The following is an 18,522-nucleotide window of genomic DNA, read 5'->3' on the forward strand; positions in this document are numbered from 1 at the left end:
GTTGAGGGCTTACTGCCAGCTGGGCAGCCACATGATCGAGTTGTAATACCAGTTCGGGATGGCGAAGCCATAGAGCAGGGGGCTGAAGACGGCGAAGAAAGCGACCACGGCGCACAGGTAGAGGAGGACGCCCGCGGTGCCCCAGCGCAGCGTGTCGCCGCCGAGGGCGTGGACAAAGCCGTTCTTCACGGGTTTGCCGGTGCCAGCTATCTGGCCCAGCGTGAGCGCCAGGAGGATGATGACGAAGGGGATAAACGTCGCGGCGTAGAAGAAGTACATCTGGCGGTCGAAGGAGGCGAGCCAAGGCAGGAAGGCCGCGGCGAAGCCGACGAGCGGCAGGAGGAAGCGGCGGTCGTGGCGGATCACGAGTGACCACAGGCCCCAGAGCAGGACGGGGATGGTGAGCCACCAGATAATCGGTGTGCCGAAGAGGAAGAGCATCTGCTTGCAGTCTTGGCCGCCCAGGCACGTGGTGTCCGTATTGGAGTAATAGAGGATGGGGCGTGCGGCAACGAGCCATGCCCACGGCTTGGAATCCCACGGATGGGAGTGGCCGGAGGACGAGGTCAGCGACGCGTGGAACTCGAGGACGGACTGGTGGTAGTAGAACCAGCCAGCGACGGGCTCCGGGAAATGCTGGAGGAAGGAGTCATCCGGGATGGTGCCGTCCACCTTGGCGTGGCGGTAGACGGAGGTCTCCGAGGCGAACCACGAGCGCCAGGACCACACGTAGACGAGCACCGGCACGAGCACGAGGGAGGCGAGCGCCGCGGGAGTATCGCGCACGAGCGTGCCCACCACGTAGCGGCGCACGCCGTAGCGGCGGCGCAGCGCGAGGTCCGTAAACACGCTGAGCAGGCCGAAGAACATGATGAAGTAGAGGCCAGACCACTTTACGGCCAGCGCCAGGCCGAGCGCGACGCCCGCGGCGAAGCGCCACCAACGGAAACCAAAGCGCGGGCCGAAGTCCGAGTCACCCATGCCGCCGGTGGCCCAGGCGGTGTGGAGGCGCATGCGCATCTGTTCGTGGTCGCGCGCGAGCAAGTAGGCGGCGAGGACGACGAAGAAGACCTGGAAGATATCGAGCATGCCGAACTTCGCGGTGACGAGCAAGACGCCGTCAAAGGCCGCGATGAGACCCGCGAAGGTCGCGACCTTCCACGAGCCGGAGAGGACGCGGGCCAGCTGCATGGTAAGGAGCACGACGCCCACGCCAAAGAGCGCTGCCATGAGTCGCCAGCCCAGCGGCGTGTAGCCAAAGACCATCTCAGACAACGCGGTGATCTGCTTAGCGAGCGGCGGGTGGACGACCAGGCCATAGGCCGGGTTCGACTCGATGCCGCCGATGAGCAGGTTGTCCCAGCTGCGCACCATGTCGTACGCCTGTGGGACGTAGTGCTTCTCGTCGAAGACGGGGGTGCCGCCAGAGACGGGGGCGGTGAGCCCAGCGAAGCGGGTGACGAGCGCCAAAAACGCTATGACGAGCGTCGAGTACGTGTCCGCCCGCGTCCACGGATAACGCCGGGGCGCAGGGATATCGCGCACCGCGTGCGCGCCGTAGAGACGCGAGCGGCGGGTGTGCGAGGAAGACTTCGAAACGGTAGCGGTACTCACAGTCTTAAGAGTCTAGGGGACACACGCCTGAGGGTGGGGCTATAGGCTGGGGAGATATGAGCGCGAATTTCACTTTCCCGAACCTTGAACCGCTGCCCCGCGGGGTTGTCCTTGCCGCCACGCCGTTGGGCAATATCGGGGACGCGTCCGCGCGGCTGATGCAGGCGCTTGCCCAGGCAGACGTCATCGCGGCTGAGGACACGCGCCGCACACGCAATCTCGCCGCGGCGCTCGGCGTGGAGATGACCGGCCAGGTCGTCTCCAACTTCGACCACAACGAGGCCGAGCGTGCCGCCGAGCTTATCGATGCCGCCCGCCGCGGCACCGTACTCGTCGTCACGGACGCCGGTATGCCGCTCGTCTCCGATCCCGGCCATTCCATCGTCGCCGCCGCGGCGGAGGCTGGTGTTCCGGTGACCTGCTTGCCTGGGCCCTCAGCCGCGCCCACGGCCCTCGCCCTGTCCGGTCTTGGTGTCGGGCATTTCATCTTCGACGCCTTTGCCCCGCGCAAGCAGGGCGCGCGCCGGGCCTGGCTCGAGTCCCTGCGCACGGAGCCGCGCGCCGTCGTCTTCTTCGAGTCTCCGCACCGCCTCGCCGACACGCTTGCCGATGCCGCCTCCATCCTCGGGCCCGAGCGTCGCGCCGCCGTGTGTCGCGAGCTCACCAAGACCTACGAGGAGGTCAAGCGCGGCACGCTGGGCGAGCTCGCCGAGTGGGCCGTCGACCATGCGCGCGGCGAAATCACTGTCGTGCTCGATGGGGGAGGGCCCGAAGAAGTGAGCCTGGACGACCTCGTCGCACGCGTTACCGAGCTCGTCGCCGATGGGGTGCGCGCGAAGGACGCGTGCAAGCAGGCCGCGGCGGGCACCGCGGTGAGCAACCGCGAGCTCTATGATGCCTACCTCGCCAGCCGCGAAGGCTAGGCCTGTGGTGGCCACTAGCGACCTCGCGCGCGCCACGATAGAAGAGGAATCCATAATCTGGCTCACAGTTTTGGGGATTGTTGCATAATCGTTATAGGTCCACGTCGCCCTTGTCCCATAAGTGCAGGTCGCGCCGAGGAGCCTGCCTTAAATTCATGGTACAAATCCTGTAATTTTCCTGGGAAAATGCGATTGGTGCAGGTCATGGCCGTGGTTTTTATTTGAAGTGTGTGCGAATTTGGCACACCCTGGTTCCTATGACTAATCGAGAGAACGAAACGAACCAGGGGGCTAGTTCCGCCGCATCTCGCGCGTCTGATGCGACGGGCGCTAGCGAGGCTGACACGCCGAACGATGCAATCTACCAAGGTCCTCTCGCAGCGGGAGACGTGCAAACGCTGCGCGAGGAGTCCCAGGCCTACGAAACGGTCGACGACAAGCTGGAGGCGCAGTCGGCGACGAGCCAGCTGCAGAATATGCTCGTCGAGTCTGACTTTGACCCGAATCAGGTGCCAGAGCAGCCCCGCGAGCTTGCCTCGGAGGCGAAGAATACGCCCATCGATTGGGGCATCGTCGGCATTGCGGGCGTGCTCGTCGCTGCCGTGGTGCTCTGGGGTCTGCTCGCCCCGGACAGCTTTGGCAATTTCGCGTCGAATGGCCTGAACTTCGTCGTGGGCGACTTCGGCTGGGCCTTCGTCCTCTTTGGCACCGTGTTTGTCATCTTCGTCGTCTGCATCGCATTTTCGAAGTTTGGCTCCATTAAACTCGGCGCGATCGACGAAGAGCCAGAATTCTCCACGCCCTCGTGGATTGCCATGATGTTCGCCGCCGGTATGGGCATTGGTCTGATGTTCTACGGCGCGTCCGAGCCGCTCAATTACTACAAGAACGGCGTGCCCGGCCATAACCCGAGCGAGGTTGGCTCGTCCATGGCGCACGCGCTGTTCCACTGGACCCTGCACCCGTGGGCCGTCTATGCCATCGTCGGTCTCGCCGTCGCCTACTCGACCTTCCGCATGGGTCGCAAGCAGCTCATCAGTCAGGCCTTCGTGCCGCTCATCGGCCAGAAGAGGGCCGACGGCTGGCTCGGTCGCGTCATCGATATCCTGTCCATCTTCGCGACGGTCTTCGGTACCGCCGCCTCGCTGGGTCTCGGCGCCATCCAGATTCGTGCCGGCCTGCAGGCCTCTGGCCTCATTGATAACCCGACGAACTCCGTCGTCATCGGCATCGTCCTCGTCCTCACCCTCGCCTTCCTGCTCTCGGCTATGTCCGGCGTGGGCAAGGGCATCCAGTACGTCTCCAACGCCAATATGGCACTCGCCGCGCTGCTCGCCATCTTCGTGTTCATCCTGGGCCCGACGGTGTCCATCCTCAACCTCATCCCGGGCTCCGTGGGCAACTACCTCCAGTATTTCACCGAGATGATCGGCCGCACCGCCGAGTCCAATAACGGCGAGGCCGCCGAGTGGCTGTCCTCGTGGACCATCTTTTACTGGTCCTGGTGGGTCTCCTGGTCGCCGTTTGTGGGCATGTTCCTGGCGCGCGTCTCCCGCGGCCGCTCCGTCCGCGAATTCTGCACCGGCGTGCTGCTCGTCCCCACCGGCGTGTCTGTGGTGTGGTTCGCCATCTTCGGCGGCACCGCCATCCACCTCGAGCAGCAGGGCAACTCGATCTCCGGCGAGTCCTCCGAGGTCGAGCTGTTCAACCTGCTCCACACCATGCCGGGCGGCTTCATCGCCGGTATCGTCGCCGTGATCCTGCTCGCGACGTTCTTCATCACCTCGGCCGACTCTGCCTCGACCGTTATGGGTTCCATGTCGCAGAACGGCGCGACGGACGCCAAGCCGTGGCTGTCTGCCGCCTGGGGTGCGCTCACCGCCGCAGTGGGTCTCACGCTGCTGCTGTCGAACCCGGACTCCCTGTCCAACCTGCAGTCGATCACCATCGTCGTTGCCTCGCCATTCCTGCTCGTCGTCATCGGCCTCATGTTCGCCATCTACCGTGACTTGAGCACTGACGTCATCTACCTCGAGTACCGCGAGTCGCAGGCCTTCCAGCGCAAGCTCGCCCGCGAGCGCCGTCTCCACCGCGAGTACCAGCGCGCCGAGGCCCTCAAGGCCCGCCGCAACGAGCTGCTGCACCTGGGCCGCAAGAAGAAGTAGCTTCTTAAGGCTCCTCGCACGACCCCGTTCTCCCGCCCCACCTGGCCGCGGCGAGCGGGGTCGACGCGTTTTTCGGACGCGACGCGAAATACCTGCAGCCGGCGCGATAGAGTAGTGGGCATGACTGAACCTAAAGACCATGTTGTAGTCAACGTCGCCTGGCCGTACGCCAACGGCCCGCGCCATATCGGCCACGTTGCTGGCTTCGGCGTCCCCTCGGACGTCTTCGCGCGCTACCAGCGAATGCGCGGCGCGAACGTGCTCATGGTCTCCGGAACCGACGAACACGGCACCCCGCTTCTCGTCCAGGCGGACAAGGAAGGCGTGCACGTGCGCGACCTCGCGGACCGCTACAACCGGCAGATCGTCGAGGACCTTGCCGGTCTGGGCCTGTCCTACGATCTCTTCACGCGCACGGCGACGCGTAACCACTACTCCGTGGTTCAGGAGCTGTTCAAGGGCCTGTACAACAACGGCTACATGCTCAAGGAAACGACGCAGGGCGCCATCTCGCCGTCTACTGGCCGCACCCTGCCGGACCGCTACATCGAGGGTACGTGCCCCATCTGTGGCGCTACGGACGCCCGCGGCGACCAGTGCGATAACTGCGGCAACCAGCTCGATCCCGTCGACCTTATCAACCCGGTCTCCAAGATCAACGGCGAGACGCCACAGTTCATTGAGACCGAGCACTTCCTGCTCGACCTGCCCGCCGTCAAGGACGCGCTTGAGGCATGGCTGAAGACCCGCGAGGACTGGCGCCCGAACGTCCTCAAGTTCTCCCTCAACCTGCTCGGCGACATGCGCCCGCGCACGATGACGCGCGACATCGACTGGGGCATCCCGATCCCGGTCGAGGGCTGGCAGGACAACAACGCGAAGAAGCTCTACGTGTGGTTCGACGCCGTCGTGGGCTACCTCTCAGCCTCTATTGAGTGGGCCTACCGCACCGGCAACCCGGACGCGTGGAAGGACTTCTGGCAGAACCCGAACGCCCGCCATTACTACTTCATGGGCAAGGACAACATCACCTTCCACTCCCAGATCTGGCCAGCCGAGCTCCTCGGCTACGCCGGCAAGGGCTCCAAGGGCGGCGAGTCGGGCGTATTCGGCGAGCTGGATCTGCCCACCGAGGTCGTCTCGTCTGAGTACCTCACCATGTCTGGCTCCAAGTTCTCCTCGTCCAAGGGCGTGGTCATCTACGTCAAGGACTTCCTCAAGGAGTTCGGCCCGGATCCGCTGCGCTACTTCATTGCGGTCGCCGGCCCGGAGAACAACGACACGGACTTCACGTGGGACGAATTCGTCCGCCGCATCAACAACGAGCTCGCCAACGGTTGGGGCAATCTTGTCAACCGCACCGTCTCGATGGCGCACAAGAACTTCGGCGAGGTCCCCGTCCCCGCGGCGCTCGAGCCCGCGGACGAGAAGATCCTGAAGCTCGCCGAGGACACTTTTGCCACCGCTGGCGAGGCACTGAGCCATTCGCGATTCAAGCAAGCCATGACCGCCATCATGCACGTCGTCGGCGAGGCCAACGCGTATATCGCAGAGATGGAGCCGTGGAAGCTCGCCAAGGATGAGACCCAGCGCGAGCGCCTGGCCACCGTCCTGTGGACCGCGCTCCAGGTCGTCTCCGACTGCAACGTCATGCTCACCCCGTTCCTGCCGTTTACCGCGCAGAAGGTCCACGAGACCCTCGGTCGCACCGGCGTCTGGGCCGCCGCGCCGGAGGTCCGCGAAGTCACCGACGATCAGCCCGTCGAGCTCGTGGGTGTGGGCCTGCCGCCGGAGGGCCACCCGTACCCTGTCATCACGGGCGACTACACGGCGCAGCAGGCCGTGTGGAAGCGCGTTGACGTTAAGCCGGGCACCGTGCTGGAGAAGCCGAAGCCGCTCATCGCGAAGCTTGACCCGGAGCTGGGCGAGACCGGCCCGGAGTGGGCGCCGGTCCAGAAGCAGGACTAAAAGTGAACTAGGCGAAGGGCACCAGTCGAGATTGTTCTCGGCTGGTGCCCTTCTTCTGGTCTACTTCTGCGCGCCGGAAGCATTAGGAACGGTCGAAGTCGCGCTGCAGGTGCACCAGCCCCAGCCGTTTGTCGCCCTTGGTGTGGATATTGGGCATGCGGCCGGTCTCCTCGAAGCCGAACTTCATGTGCAGCGCGATGGACCCGTAGTTCTCGTCCACGATGTAGGTAATCATCGTGCGCACGTAGTCGTTGCCCTCCGCGTGCTCCATGAGAGCCTCCATGAGCGCAGAACCCACGCCCTTGCCCTGGGCCTCCGGCGCGATGTAGATGGAGTCTTCTGCCGTGCCGTAGTAGATGGCGGGAGTGACGAACTGGAAGTACGCCGCCCAGCCGAGGACCTCGCCGTCCTCCTCGGCGACGAAGACGGGGTAGCCCTGCGCCTCGAGGTCTTTCAACCAGTTCTCGCGGTCTTCGACGGATTCCTGCCACGTCACGAGATTGAGCGCCGGCTGTGCTGACGCCCAGTTGTAGATGGCGGAGAGGGAGGGGGCATCGGCAAGCTGGGCTGGGCGGATGAGCATGGGGACTCCTTAGAGGATGAGCTGGAGGGTGTGGAGGTCAAGCCAGGCGTCGAACTTGCGGGTGACTTCGCGCAGAGTGCCGGTGAGGACGAAACCGAACTTCTCATGTAAGGCTACCGAGGTTGCGTTGTTGGTAGTAATCCGTGCCAACAAGGTATGCACGCGCTCGTCGGCGCGAGCGGCCTCGATAAGCGACCCGAGGAGCGCCGTGCCCACCCCGCGTCCGTGCGCGGCGGGGGAGACGTAGATGGTGTCCTCATGGGCCCCAATCCAGATGGCGGGGTCGCCGAAAGGCTTGTAGTACGCAAAGCCGAGGACCTCGCCGTCCTCCTCGGCGACGAGCTGCGTGCCCGTGGCCGCGACGTGGTCGAAGAGTTCCTCGCGCTCCGCGATGCTTGCGGGGAACGCGCGGAAGATGGCGTCCGTCTCTGCGATGGCCCAGTTGAGGATCTCCGTCATCGCCGGGACGTCGGCGCGGGTGGCAACACGAATCTGCATGGTGGTTAAGACTACGCTGGGGGACCATGTCCAAGAAGAAGCCCCGCCCCACGCCCGTTCCCGTCCCCGGCCTCACCGGTCTCTTCGACGCGCATACGCACCTCTACTCGCATAAGGATGCCGACGCGGACCTCGTCGCCCGCGCCGCTTCCGCGGGCGTTGCGCGCATGGTCACGGTGGGTGATGACCTCGCCGAGTCCCGCGAGGCTCTCGCCACGGCCCAGTCCTTCGATAACGTCTGGGCCGCCTGCGCCGTCCACCCCGTGCGCGCCGCGGAGCTTTCCGATGCCGCCCGCTCCGAACTCGCCGCTTTGGTCGCCGACCCGAAGTGCGTGGCCGTGGGGGAGACCGGACTCGATAAGTATTGGATTGAGCACGCGCCGGAGACGACCGCTTCTTTAGAGGTCCAAGAGGAGGCGCTGCGCTGGCACGCGCAGCTGGCAGCGGACGCGGGCAAGACGCTCATGATCCACAACCGCGAGGCCGACGCCGATGTGATGCGTATCCTCGACGACTGCCCTTCTTCGCCCCACGTGATGCTCCACTGTTTCTCCTCGCCGCTGTCTGTGGCGCGCGAGGCGCTCGACCGCGGGTATGTGCTGTCCTTTGCGGGCAACGTGACGTTCAAGCGCAACGAGGAACTGCGCGCCGCCGCTGCCCTGGCACCGGCGGGCCAGCTGCTCATCGAAACCGACGCGCCCTACATGACGCCGGAGCCTTTCCGCGGCCGGCGTAACGAGCCGTCGCTTATCGGCCACACGTGGCAGTGCGTCGCCGACGTGCGCGGCGTGTCTGTAGACCAGCTTGCCGAGGAACTCAACGCGACGTTCGACGCGGTGTTCCTTAAGCGATAATCGACTGCGCGATGAGCGCGATCGCGGCCGTCACGGCGACGACGAGGACGATCCGGTTGAGCATGACCGTGTCGATAAACCGGTTGAGGCGCCGCGCGACGAAAAGCCCCGCGAAAGCCACCGGGAGGTAGGCCAGCGCCGTGGTGAGCTGCAGCTGCGAAATCTGGCCCGCGGTGCCCAGCGTGACAAGCGAGATGATGCAGCCGATGACGAACGTGCCCGAGAGCGTGCCGCGCACGCGTGCTGGGTCAAAGTCTTTGAGGATGAGCGCCATGGGCGGACCACCGATGGACGTCGAGGTGCCCAGGAATCCGGAGGCCACGCCCGCGGCCAGAGTGTTGGGCGTGTTGTGCTTGGGCGTCCAGCCCAAACCGGAGAGCGTCATGGCCAGCAGNCAAGGAGTCCAACGAGATTATCAACTCCAAGGAGACCCGCCCGGCCACTCCGGACACCATCGCGCGCGCCCCCAAGGAGCCCGCGGCCGCCCCGGCCGTGGCCGACGGCTCCGTGTGGGACACCCTCGCGCAGTGCGAGTCCACCGGCAACTGGTCCATCAACACGGGCAACGGCTTCTCCGGCGGCCTCCAGTTCACGGATTCCACGTGGCAGGCCTTCGGCGGCGGCGAGTACGCCTCCCAGGCCTGGCAGGCTTCCCGCGAGCAGCAGATTGCTGTCGCCCAGAAGGTTCAGGCAGCACAAGGCTGGGGCGCCTGGCCTGCTTGCACCGCCAAGCTCGGCATCGGCTAAAATTTCCCGCAAGCCCGCACCTCGGTGCGGGCTTTGCGCATTCTTGCGGCTACCCTAGAAGACATGACTGAAGCGAAAGCGGCCCTGCTCGGCCCCGTGGAAATCCGTGAGCTCGCGGCGCGTCTCGACGTGACTCCCACCAAGAAGCTGGGGCAGAACTTCCTCCACGACCCGAACACCATCCGGCGCATCGTCGCCGCCGCGGACCTCGACCGTAGCGACCGCGTCGTCGAGGTCGGCCCCGGCCTGGGCTCGCTTACCCTCGGCCTCCTCGAGGCCGTCGACGAGGTCACCGCCGTCGAAATCGATCCGCGCCTCGCCGCGCAGCTTCCGCACACCGTCGCCGAGCGCGCCCCCGAGCTCGCCGGCAACCTGAAGCTCGTCGAAAAAGACGCCCTCCGCGTCACCGCTTCAGATGTGGGCGAGCCCACCGCGCTCGTCGCTAACCTGCCGTACAACGTGTCGGTCCCCGTCTTGCTGCATTTCCTCGAGACGTTCCCCTCCCTCCGCCGCGTCCTCGTCATGGTCCAGCTCGAGGTCGCCGAGCGCCTCGCCGCCCAGCCCGGCTCCAAGGTCTACGGCGTGCCCTCTGTCAAGGCCGCCTTCTACGGCCCCGTCCGCCAAGCTGGCACGATTGGCAAGAACGTCTTCTGGCCCGCGCCCAATATCGAGTCCGGCCTCGTGCGCATCGATTGCTTTGCCGATGCCCCCTGGCCCATCACCGACGCCTCCCGCAAGGCCGTCTTCCCGCTTGTCGATGCCGCCTNAGATGAGGACTCCCAACGCGATGTAGACGGTCATGCCCCGCGGCTCCCTTCTTCTGTCCTGACACGGCGACCCGTCCACTCTAACCCCCGCCGCGCTGTAACTTTTCCGTGGCCCACGCTCTCGTGCGCACGCCCCGCAGCCATGGAAAGTGATCGGACTCACATGCGTATTAGTGCAGGTCAACCGATCTGCCTGTGGTGCGTGTGACAGGCGAGCTGCGCGTTTCCGGTGTGGCGAAACCCATATCGACTGCTCCGTGCTGTTACCGTATTGTTATTCATCGTTCGCCTGAGCGTCATACGTTGCGCGCGCCGCGTCCCTGCGGTGCCGTTCGACTCCCAGGCCGCGGCAGGGTCAAGATGTGGCTCGCTGCTCACAATAAAAGAGACGAAGAGAGATACATGTCTACCTCGAATCAGATCAAGCGTATTAACAACACTCGCTCCATGCCGCTGCGTCTGGCCACCGGCGGCGTGCTGGGCACCCTCGCCGTCGGCGGCGTCGTCGCAGCCACCGCGCACAAGGACATCACCGTGGACGTCAACGGTGAGACCATGCAGCTCGCGACTTTCTCCACCGACGTCAAGGGCGCCCTCGAGGCCGCCGGCGTGCAGGTCGGCGCGGATGACTTCGTCTCCGCCAACCCGGATGACGTCCTCACCTCCGGCGAGACCATCACAGTCCGCACCTCCAAGCCCGTCGCCGTGACCGTCGACGGTGTGGAAAAGCAGCTCTCTTCCACCGCGCTTACCGTCCAGGACCTCCTGGGCGACATGGGCGATATCGCGCCGGGCGCAGCCGTTAAGGCCGCTGGCGTGGATACGGACGGCGACGCCACCGTCACCGACGGCATGAAGCTCGAGGTCGTCTCCCCGAAGATCATCCAGGTCAACGACGGCGGCAAGGTCACCTACACCTCCATCGCCGCGAAGACTGTGCGCGACGTCATCGAGGCCCGCGGTATCGACGTCGACGAGGACGACCGCGTCACCCCGTCCATGGACACCCCGGTCACCGAGGGCATGACCATCAAGGTTGACCAAGTCTCCACTACGGATTACGACGCTACCGAGTCCTTCGACGCCGAGCCGAACTACGTCGACGACCCGGAGCTCGAGCGGGGCACCGAAGAGGTCCGCGTCGAGGGCACCCCGGGCGAGCGCACCGTAACCCGCCGCCTCATCATGGTCAACGGCGCCAAGGAGTCCAACGAGATTATCAACTCCAAGGAGACCCGCCCGGCCACTCNATAATGGGCCAGATTTTTCGCGCCCGCGCGCATTCCAAGGTCAACCTCCACCTCGGCGTCGCCCAGGTCCGCGGCGACGGCTACCACGAACTCTCCACGGTCTTCCAGTCGCTCGACATCCACGACGACCTCACTCTCGAGCTGCTCGACGACCCCACCGCCGCGCCCATCACCCTCACGGTTGACGGCCCCTACGCCGCAGGCGTGCCCACGGACTCCTCCAACCTGGTGTGGCGCGCTGTCGAACTCGTCGCGCGCCGTCACCCGCCCGTCGCGCTGCACGTGCACAAGGGCATTCCCGCCGCGGGTGGAATGGCCGGCGGGTCTGCCGATGCCGCCGCAGCCCTCCGCCTTGCCAACGCCGCCTTCGCCGCGGGGCTCAGCGACGACGAGCTTATGAAACTCGCCGCCCAGCTCGGCTCCGACGTCCCCTTCACGCTCATGGGCGGCACGGCACTCGGCACCGGCCGCGGCGAGGAACTCGTACCCATGATGGCGCGCGGTAGCTACACCTGGGCGATCATCACCAACCGCGAGGGCCTGTCCACGCCCGTCGTCTTCGACAAAATGGACGAGCTGCGTGCGAAGAACCGCGTCGGCGATCCGCGCTTGGATACCACCGCCGTAGGCCAAGCTCTCATCAGCGGCGATCCGCAGCAGCTCGCCCGCACGCTCGCTAACGACCTCCAGCCCGCCGCTCTCTCCCTGCGCCCTGACCTACGGAAGATTCTCGAATCCGGCGAGAACGCCGGCGCCCTCGCCGGCATCGTCTCCGGCTCCGGCCCCACGTGCGCGTTCCTCTGCGAGGATGACGCCCAAGCACACAACGTCATCGCCGAGGTCACCGCGGACAACCCGGGCACCCGCGGCCACATCGGCCACGCGCCCGCGCCTGGCGCCGAGCTCCTCGACTAATCCCGCGGTGTCGATGCCGTCCCGAATACGCCGAACGGCCCGCGCACTGAGCGCGGGCCGCAGGACGGGGACTGTTTAGAGCACAGCCATCTCGGTCGGGGTGATGTCGAGCTCGTGGCGGTCGACAACCTCGCCCTTGTAGAGGTCGATGACAACCAGCTCGTCCTTGTTGGCGTCGGTGATAAACGCGTAGCCGTCCTCAGACTTGAGGATCGGTCCAGGAAGCTGCCACTCTTCCTTTTCCTTCCACTCGGAGATGGCGTCGATCTTCTTCGTCACCTCGCCGGTCTCCGGGTCGATGATGTTGAGCTTGCCGTCGTAGGTCAGCACGAGCGCCTCGCCGAGCGGGCCGCGAGCCAGGGAACGGAACCAGTAGGAGGAACCGAGGTCGACCTTCTTAGCGGAGTAGTCGTCGGTGTTGATGAGGGAGACCGACTCTGGACGCTCGAACTCGGCGTCCTTCTCCGTCTTGTTGTCGGCCAGGATGATGGGGGACTCCTCAGAACCGGCGGAGTTGCCGGAGCGCTGGTAGCCGTCCTTGCCTGCGTAGGAGGATACGTCGATCTTGTGGAACGCCTTGCCGTCGAAGACAACGGGGCCGTCCTCGCAGCCGAAGAAGAGCTTGCCGTTGCCAGCGGTGGCCTCGCCGTGAACGCCCGGGCACTCGGTGGTCTCGGTGAGCACCTTGCCGTCCTTGTCCAGGTGCTGGATGGTATGGCGCTCGTCCTCGGTGCCCTTCGTCATGACGATGGAGCCGTCCTCGAGCGGGACCGCGACGCCGTGGTGGGCCTCACCAGACTCGAAGGTCGCGACCGGCTCGCCGCCGGTGCCGACCTCGGAGGTCTTGTAGACCTTGGCGACGCCGTCGCCGTCGGAGAATAGTGCGGTGAAACCGTCGTGGTGGACAACGTGGCCAGCGTGCGGTGCCTCGATGTCGACGTCCGTGAGCTTCGGGTCCGCGGTGTAGTAGTGGTTGTGGTCGCCGTGCGGCTTCTTAATGAGGCCGGAATCGTACGAGAGGAACTTGTCGCCCTGGGTGACCATGGCGTAGCGGCCGTCGCCAGCGTTGGACAGGCGCAGGAAGCCCGGGACCTCGTCTTCGCCGATGACCTCGCCGGTCTTCGGGTCGTAGGTCTTCAGGCCGCCGTCGTAGGAGATGACGACGCGGTTGGGCAGCTGTGCGACCTCGAGCTGGCCTTCCTCGGCTTCCATGCCGTCGTGCGAGTGGTCGTGGCCTTCGTGGCCTTCCTCGCCCTCGTGATCGTGCTCGGCGGCTGAGGTCGAGTCAGCGGAATCGGAAGAGTCGGGGCTAGAGCAGCCCGTGAGGATGAGTGCCGTAGCGCCCAAGGCTGCCAGGGGAGTCAACAGAGTTTTCTTCATGGTTTTTAAGACTATTGCTCCTGAAATTCATGTGCAATATGAAAATGTGTTGAAAACACTGTGTGCAGGGGTGCCCGACGGCGCGCGGCCCGCGCCAATTAAGATGGTGAAGCGATATGGCTAACCTCATTAACCTCGAACAAGTCTCCAAGTCCTTCGGCCTGAAAACGCTTCTCGATGGCGTCTCTCTCGGCGTGCAGACGGGGGACCGCATCGGCATCGTCGGCGTCAACGGTGGCGGCAAGACCACGCTGCTCGAGGTCCTCACCGGCATCGAACCCGCGGACTCCGGCCGCGTTTCCCAGACGAAAGATCTGCGCATGGCCGTCGTGACTCAGCGCTTCGAACTGGACGACAACCTCACCATCGGCCAATGCGTCGTTGAGCCGCTCGGCCTCGAGGTCTTCGAGTGGGCCTCGAACGCCAAGGTCCGCGACGTCTTGGGCGGCCTCGGCATCGTCGACCTCGGCCTTGAAACGCCCGTGGGCCAGCTCTCCGGCGGTGAGCGCCGACGTGTTAATCTCGCCGCCGCGCTCGTCCAGGACCTTGACCTCGTCGTCCTCGATGAGCCCACCAACCACCTCGACGTCGAAGGCGTCCAGTGGCTCGCCGAGCACTTGCTCTCGCGCAAGATTGCCCTCGTCGTCGTCACTCACGACCGCTGGTTCCTCGACACCGTCGCCACCACGACGTGGGAGGTCCACGACGGCCAGGTCGACGCCTACGAGGGCGGCTACAACGACTGGATCTTCGCCCGCACCGAGCGCGCCCGCCAGGCTGACGCTATGGAGCAGCGCCGCCAGAACCTCGCCCGCAAGGAGCTCGCGTGGCTGCGACGCGGTGCCCCTGCCCGTACCTCGAAGCCGCGCTACCGCATCGAGGCCGCCGAAGCACTCATCGCTGACGTCCCCGCGCCCCGCAACAAGGTCGAGCTCATGGCCTTCTCTAAGCAGCGCCAAGGCCGCGTCGTCATTGAGCTCGAGGACGCCACCGTCGCCACCCCAGATGGCCGCGTCCTTGTCGACCACCTCACGTGGCGCCTCGCGCCGGGCGAGCGCATCGGCCTCGTCGGTGTCAACGGTTCCGGCAAGACCACGCTTCTACGCGCGCTGGCCGGCGAGCACGAACTCACCGCCGGCAAGCGCATCGAAGGCCAGACCGTCCGCCTGGGCTGGCTGCGCCAGGAACTCGACGATCTTGACCCGTCCCGCCGGCTTATCGACGCCGTCGAGGACGTCGCCACCTACGTCCGCCTGGGCAAGAAGGAAATCTCCGCCTCCCAGCTCGCCGAACGCCTAGGCTTTAGCCCCAAGCGCCAGCGCACGCCCGTGGGCGACCTCTCCGGTGGCGAGCGCCGCCGCCTCCAGCTCACGCGCGTGCTCATGGCCGAGCCCAACGTCCTCCTCCTCGACGAGCCCACCAACGACCTCGACATCGATACCCTCCAGGAGCTCGAGTCCCTCCTCGACGGCTGGCCCGGCACCCTCGTCGTTATCTCGCACGACCGCTACCTCATCGAGCGCATCGCCGACAACACGTACGCCCTCTTCGGCGACGGCAAGCTCACCAACCTCCCCGGCGGCATTGACGAGTATCTCAAGCGCCGCGCCGCGCTCGAGGCCCAAGAAAACTCCGGCGTACTCAACCTCGGCACCCAGCTTTCCGATGCCCCCACTTCCGCCGCCCCGAAGCGTCTCAGCTCCCAAGAGGAGCGCGAGCTGACTAAGAAGATGAATGCGCTCGAGCGCAAGATGGGCAAGCTCGACCAGCAGACTGAGAAGCTCAACGAGAAGATGGCCGCGGCCGCCGAGGCCGTGGACACCGAAGCGCTCACGAAGCTCGACGCCGAGCTCAAGGACGTCGCCGCCCAGCGTGAGGAATTGGAGATGGAATGGCTCGAACTCGGCGAGCAGCTCGAGGGCTAGCGCGGCTTTTCCGCACGCTCGACCTCTGGGGCGCCGTCGTCGCGCTCGTCTTCTTCGTCCTCACGCTTACCCCCTCGTTGCTGCCGCGCACGTGGTTCTACCAGGGGATCATCGGCGGTTGGGCCGCGGGCATCGGCTACCTCGTGGGCCTCGCCTTGCGCTGGGTCTACCGCCGCTACTTGCACCGGCTGCACCCGCTCGCGAACCCCGACACCTGGCCGCCGCGCGTCGCGCGGTGGGTGGCCCGCTGCGTCATCGCCGTGGGCGCCCTCTGGGCGTTGGTCATGGTGTGGTGGTCGCACCGCTGGCAGGTCACGCTTGCTGACCTCGCGGAGCAAACCCGCCCGAGCTACCTCGACGTCGTGCTCGTTCTCCCGCTCGCGATCGCCTCGTTCACCGTCTACCTGCTTATCATCCGCTTTCTCGTCTGGGCCGCCGATACCGCCCAGGCCATCGGCCCACGCCGCGTGCGGCCCCGCGTCCGCAGCGTCTCCGCCTGGGTGCTCGTCCTGCTCGCCTGGTTTTGGTTCGTCTCCAACGCCGTGCCTGGTGCCATCGTCGGTCTCGGCGAGAAATTTTTTACCGAGCAGAATAAGGATCCGGACCCGGCTGTCACGGCGCCCACGGCGCCGGAGCGCTCTGGCTCGCCTGACTCCGCCGTGGACTTTGGAGGGGTGGGCTTTTATGGCTCCCGCTTCGTCGCGGGAGGGGCATCGGCAAGCGAGCTGACAGCGGCGACGGGCAAGCCGGCCAAGGAGCCCATCCGCGTCTACGCCGGGCTTGGCAACGCGGCGGACACGGCCGAGCGCGCGGACCTGCTCATCTCCGAGCTCGAGCGCACCCACGCCCACGACCGCAAGGCCCTGCTTTTCCTCATGACGACGGGTACCGGCTGGGTCTCCGACTACGCGACGCAGAGCTTCGAGCTGCTCTACGGCGGCGATACCGCCATCGCCGCCGGACAATACTCCGCGATGCCCTCCGCCCTGCACTTCCTGGCGGGCGGCGACCAAGTCCGCGCAGCCGGCCAAGAACTGCTCGGGCCGCTCATTACGTGGTGGAACGAGCTGCCCGAAGACCATCGGCCGAAGCTCTACCTCTACNACATTGCGCGCAGCGTCGCGAGCTGGCGGCCTGACGCTGGCGCGAGAATCATCCCCGCGGCCTCCGCGCGCGCCGCGACCTCCGGCCAGCGCGGCGGCAACGCCCCCGAACCGTCGAGCAGAGTGCCGTCCATGTCTAACGCGACGAGCCGGGGAGTGCGCATGAAGAAATCCTCGCAAACAAAGTAGTGATGTGAAACACTGGCTTACATGACTGTGACTAATGAACACGACGCGCCAGTGTTGCTTTCCGTTCGCCACCGTACCGGACTCATCGAACTCAACCGGCCTAAGGCCCTCAATTCGCTCAATCCTGAGATGATCGACATCATCACGAAGGCCCTGCGTATGTGGGGTCCGGACGACGATATCGATCAGGTCGTGGTCTTTTCCTCACACCCCAAGGCCTTCTGCGCCGGCGGCGACGTCCGCCACGCCCGTTCCGAGGTCCTCGAGGGCGGCGACCCGGATTCCTTCTTCGCGGCCGAGTACGCTCTGAACGCCGCGCTCTCCGAGTTCCCCAAGCCATACATTGCGGTCCTCGACGGCGTCGCGATGGGCGGCGGCCTGGGCATTTCGCTCCATGGCTCGCACCGCATCGTCACCGATAAGGCGTTTGCGTCTATGCCGGAGATGGCCATCGGCTACGTCACGGACGTGGGCGTGCCGTACATGTCCCAGCGCACCATGTCGCCGGCGCTCGCGAAGTTTTGGGGTGTGACCGGCTACCGCATGTACGCCGCGGACCTCCTCTACACCGGTCTTGCGACCGGCTATACCGAGGATCCTGCCGCCTTTATCGAAGACGTCGTCGCTCACGGCATCTCGTCTGCCCAGCTTTCCGATGCCGCCGCCCGCGGCCCCGCACCCCTCGCCGCCCTTGCTCCCGCCATCGAGGAGGCCTTTGCCCATTCGACGTGGCCAGAGATCCTCGCCGCCTGCACGCCGGAGCTGCGTGAGATTGTCGACGAGCTCACCGCGGCGGCGAGCCCCACGTCTATCGTCGCGGCGCTCGAGCTTTATGACTTCGAGTCCCGCGCCGCCGATATCCGCGAGGCGCTCGCCGCGGAGCTGCGCCTGGGCATGCACCTTATCCGCCGGCCGGACTTCGCCGAGGGTGTGCGCGCCGTGCTCGTGGACAAGACGAAGGACGCCGCGTTTAACCCTGCGACCGTGGAGGACGTCGACGTCGCAGCTCTCCGCGCGCAGCTTTAGGTCTACCCCGGTCGGCTACCCCTGTTCGACAAATGTATTTGTCGAACAGTTGCCGGGGTCCTGCGGCGTCTTTAATCTCCGTGGCATGACCGTCTCGATCTTCGATGCTCTTGCTCTCGGTGTTGATTCTCTCAAGGAAGCCGCCGGCCTTACCGTGGCTGAGCTCCGTGACCGCGGCCTAACGCTTGCCGATGCCAAGTTTGTTCAGCCGCTGGCTGCCGTTTATTGGCGCGCTAAGCCTAAAGGCATTGCTGAGGCCCGCAAGGCCGCCCGCGCTGCTGGCCATTCCCTGCGCGTGCTCGCCCGGATTGAGGTGCTCGCCGCGCGCTGCGAGGATCCTAACGCTGCCCGCGTGACCTTGTGTGGCACGGCGGAGGCCAAGCTCGATGAGGTCGGCGCGAGGCTTGCCACGCCGAAGACCCGCGTGGAGTCTGCCCGCCATACCTATGGCAAAGACGGTTGGCACCGTTTGGTGATTAACACCCAGGATCCGTGGCTGATGGATATGCTCGGCGCGCTGCCCGGCGATAACCTGCTTGACGGGTTCAAACAGTTTGTCGCTGGCGGGGAGCAAATTCAGGCACCGGCGCGTGCTGCGCATGTGGTTATTCGTCT

General features: G+C 65.5%; 16 protein-coding genes and 3 pseudogenes. 13 read left to right on the plus strand and 6 right to left on the minus strand.

Annotated elements, in window-relative coordinates:
• Positions 1–9: 9 nt before the first annotated feature.
• Positions 10–1,614, minus strand: a complete 1,605-nt coding sequence (locus BN9444_RS05350; protein ID WP_068801552.1) for a dolichyl-phosphate-mannose--protein mannosyltransferase — start codon at positions 1,612–1,614, stop codon at positions 10–12.
• Positions 1,615–1,670: 56 nt separating this feature from the next.
• On the opposite strand from BN9444_RS05350, the gene rsmI reads away from it, so the two are divergent.
• From rsmI to metG, 3 genes are all read left to right on the plus strand, one after another.
• Positions 1,671–2,537 (plus strand): 16S rRNA (cytidine(1402)-2'-O)-methyltransferase, encoded by an 867-nt coding sequence (gene rsmI, locus BN9444_RS05355; RefSeq protein WP_066487886.1) that lies wholly within the window; start codon positions 1,671–1,673, stop codon positions 2,535–2,537.
• A 257-nt stretch (positions 2,538–2,794) separates the two neighbouring features.
• The gene (locus BN9444_RS05360; RefSeq protein ID WP_082750261.1) at positions 2,795–4,702 is read left to right on the plus strand and encodes a BCCT family transporter; all 1,908 of its coding nucleotides are present in this window, start codon (positions 2,795–2,797) and stop codon (positions 4,700–4,702) included.
• Positions 4,703–4,822: 120 nt separating this feature from the next.
• Positions 4,823–6,670: a methionine--tRNA ligase gene (gene metG, locus BN9444_RS05365; RefSeq protein ID WP_066487891.1), complete on the plus strand. Its 1,848-nt coding sequence runs from the start codon at positions 4,823–4,825 to the stop codon at positions 6,668–6,670.
• Between the two features lie 82 nt (positions 6,671–6,752).
• Here the strand turns inward: metG and BN9444_RS05370 are convergent, their stop codons facing one another.
• The gene (locus tag BN9444_RS05370) at positions 6,753–7,253 is read right to left on the minus strand and encodes a GNAT family N-acetyltransferase (RefSeq protein ID WP_066487894.1); all 501 of its coding nucleotides are present in this window, start codon (positions 7,251–7,253) and stop codon (positions 6,753–6,755) included.
• 9 nt (positions 7,254–7,262) lie between these two features.
• Positions 7,263–7,751 (minus strand): GNAT family N-acetyltransferase, encoded by a 489-nt coding sequence (locus BN9444_RS05375; RefSeq protein ID WP_077210047.1) that lies wholly within the window; start codon positions 7,749–7,751, stop codon positions 7,263–7,265.
• 26 nt (positions 7,752–7,777) lie between these two features.
• Between BN9444_RS05375 and BN9444_RS05380 the strand changes: the two genes are divergently transcribed.
• A complete protein-coding gene (locus tag BN9444_RS05380; RefSeq protein WP_066510606.1) occupies positions 7,778–8,605 on the plus strand; it encodes a TatD family hydrolase in 828 nt (275 codons plus the stop codon).
• Here BN9444_RS05380 and BN9444_RS05385 read toward each other — a convergent pair.
• Positions 8,595–8,990 (minus strand): sulfite exporter TauE/SafE family protein, encoded by a 396-nt coding sequence (locus tag BN9444_RS05385; RefSeq protein WP_068801553.1) that lies wholly within the window; start codon positions 8,988–8,990, stop codon positions 8,595–8,597. The two genes, BN9444_RS05380 and BN9444_RS05385, sit on opposite strands and share 11 nt — an antisense overlap.
• Before the next feature lie 17 nt (positions 8,991–9,007).
• On the opposite strand from BN9444_RS05385, the pseudogene BN9444_RS14155 reads away from it, so the two are divergent.
• The 4 genes and pseudogenes from BN9444_RS14155 to BN9444_RS05405 form a co-directional block, all read left to right on the plus strand.
• Positions 9,008–9,352, plus strand: a pseudogene (locus BN9444_RS14155) (transglycosylase family protein); the annotation flags it as partial.
• Positions 9,353–9,415: 63 nt separating this feature from the next.
• Positions 9,416–10,117, plus strand: a pseudogene (gene rsmA, locus BN9444_RS05395) (16S rRNA (adenine(1518)-N(6)/adenine(1519)-N(6))-dimethyltransferase RsmA); the annotation flags it as partial.
• 449 nt (positions 10,118–10,566) lie between these two features.
• Entirely contained in the window at positions 10,567–11,373 is an 807-nt protein-coding gene (locus BN9444_RS05400; RefSeq protein ID WP_478219566.1) for a ubiquitin-like domain-containing protein, read from the plus strand.
• Positions 11,373–12,284 (plus strand): 4-(cytidine 5'-diphospho)-2-C-methyl-D-erythritol kinase, encoded by a 912-nt coding sequence (locus BN9444_RS05405; RefSeq protein WP_068801556.1) that lies wholly within the window; start codon positions 11,373–11,375, stop codon positions 12,282–12,284. The genes BN9444_RS05400 and BN9444_RS05405 overlap by 1 nt, the downstream gene beginning before the upstream one ends.
• 75 nt (positions 12,285–12,359) lie before the next feature.
• Here the strand turns inward: BN9444_RS05405 and BN9444_RS05410 are convergent, their stop codons facing one another.
• Complete coding sequence (locus tag BN9444_RS05410; protein WP_066510594.1) at positions 12,360–13,664, minus strand: NHL repeat-containing protein; 1,305 nt, start codon at positions 13,662–13,664, stop codon at positions 12,360–12,362.
• Here BN9444_RS05410 and BN9444_RS15355 point away from each other — a divergent pair.
• The 3 genes and pseudogenes from BN9444_RS15355 to BN9444_RS05420 form a co-directional block, all read left to right on the plus strand.
• A complete protein-coding gene (locus BN9444_RS15355) occupies positions 13,663–13,788 on the plus strand; it encodes a hypothetical protein (protein WP_255357123.1) in 126 nt (41 codons plus the stop codon). The genes BN9444_RS05410 and BN9444_RS15355 overlap by 2 nt on opposite strands.
• A complete protein-coding gene (gene abc-f / locus BN9444_RS05415) occupies positions 13,781–15,589 on the plus strand; it encodes a ribosomal protection-like ABC-F family protein (protein ID WP_066487932.1) in 1,809 nt (602 codons plus the stop codon). Before BN9444_RS15355 ends, abc-f begins: the two co-directional genes overlap by 8 nt.
• A pseudogene (locus tag BN9444_RS05420) lies at positions 15,556–16,680 on the plus strand (alpha/beta-hydrolase N-terminal domain-containing protein); the annotation flags it as partial. The gene abc-f and the pseudogene BN9444_RS05420, both read left to right, overlap by 34 nt.
• 8 nt (positions 16,681–16,688) lie before the next feature.
• Here BN9444_RS05420 and BN9444_RS15090 read toward each other — a convergent pair.
• Positions 16,689–16,856 (minus strand): HAD family hydrolase, encoded by a 168-nt coding sequence (locus BN9444_RS15090; protein WP_338078343.1) that lies wholly within the window; start codon positions 16,854–16,856, stop codon positions 16,689–16,691.
• Positions 16,857–16,902: 46 nt separating this feature from the next.
• Between BN9444_RS15090 and BN9444_RS05425 the strand changes: the two genes are divergently transcribed.
• Both BN9444_RS05425 and BN9444_RS14710 read left to right on the plus strand, forming a co-directional pair.
• A complete protein-coding gene (locus BN9444_RS05425) occupies positions 16,903–17,907 on the plus strand; it encodes a 3-hydroxyisobutyryl-CoA hydrolase (protein ID WP_141628981.1) in 1,005 nt (334 codons plus the stop codon).
• Between the two features lie 85 nt (positions 17,908–17,992).
• Positions 17,993–18,522 (plus strand): hypothetical protein (locus BN9444_RS14710; RefSeq protein ID WP_199872852.1); only part of this gene is annotated, 530 nt, incomplete at its 3' end.

Origin of the sequence: Corynebacterium phoceense, from assembly GCF_900092335.1 — a bacterium.
Taxonomy (GTDB): Bacteria; Actinomycetota; Actinomycetes; order Mycobacteriales; family Mycobacteriaceae; genus Corynebacterium; species Corynebacterium phoceense.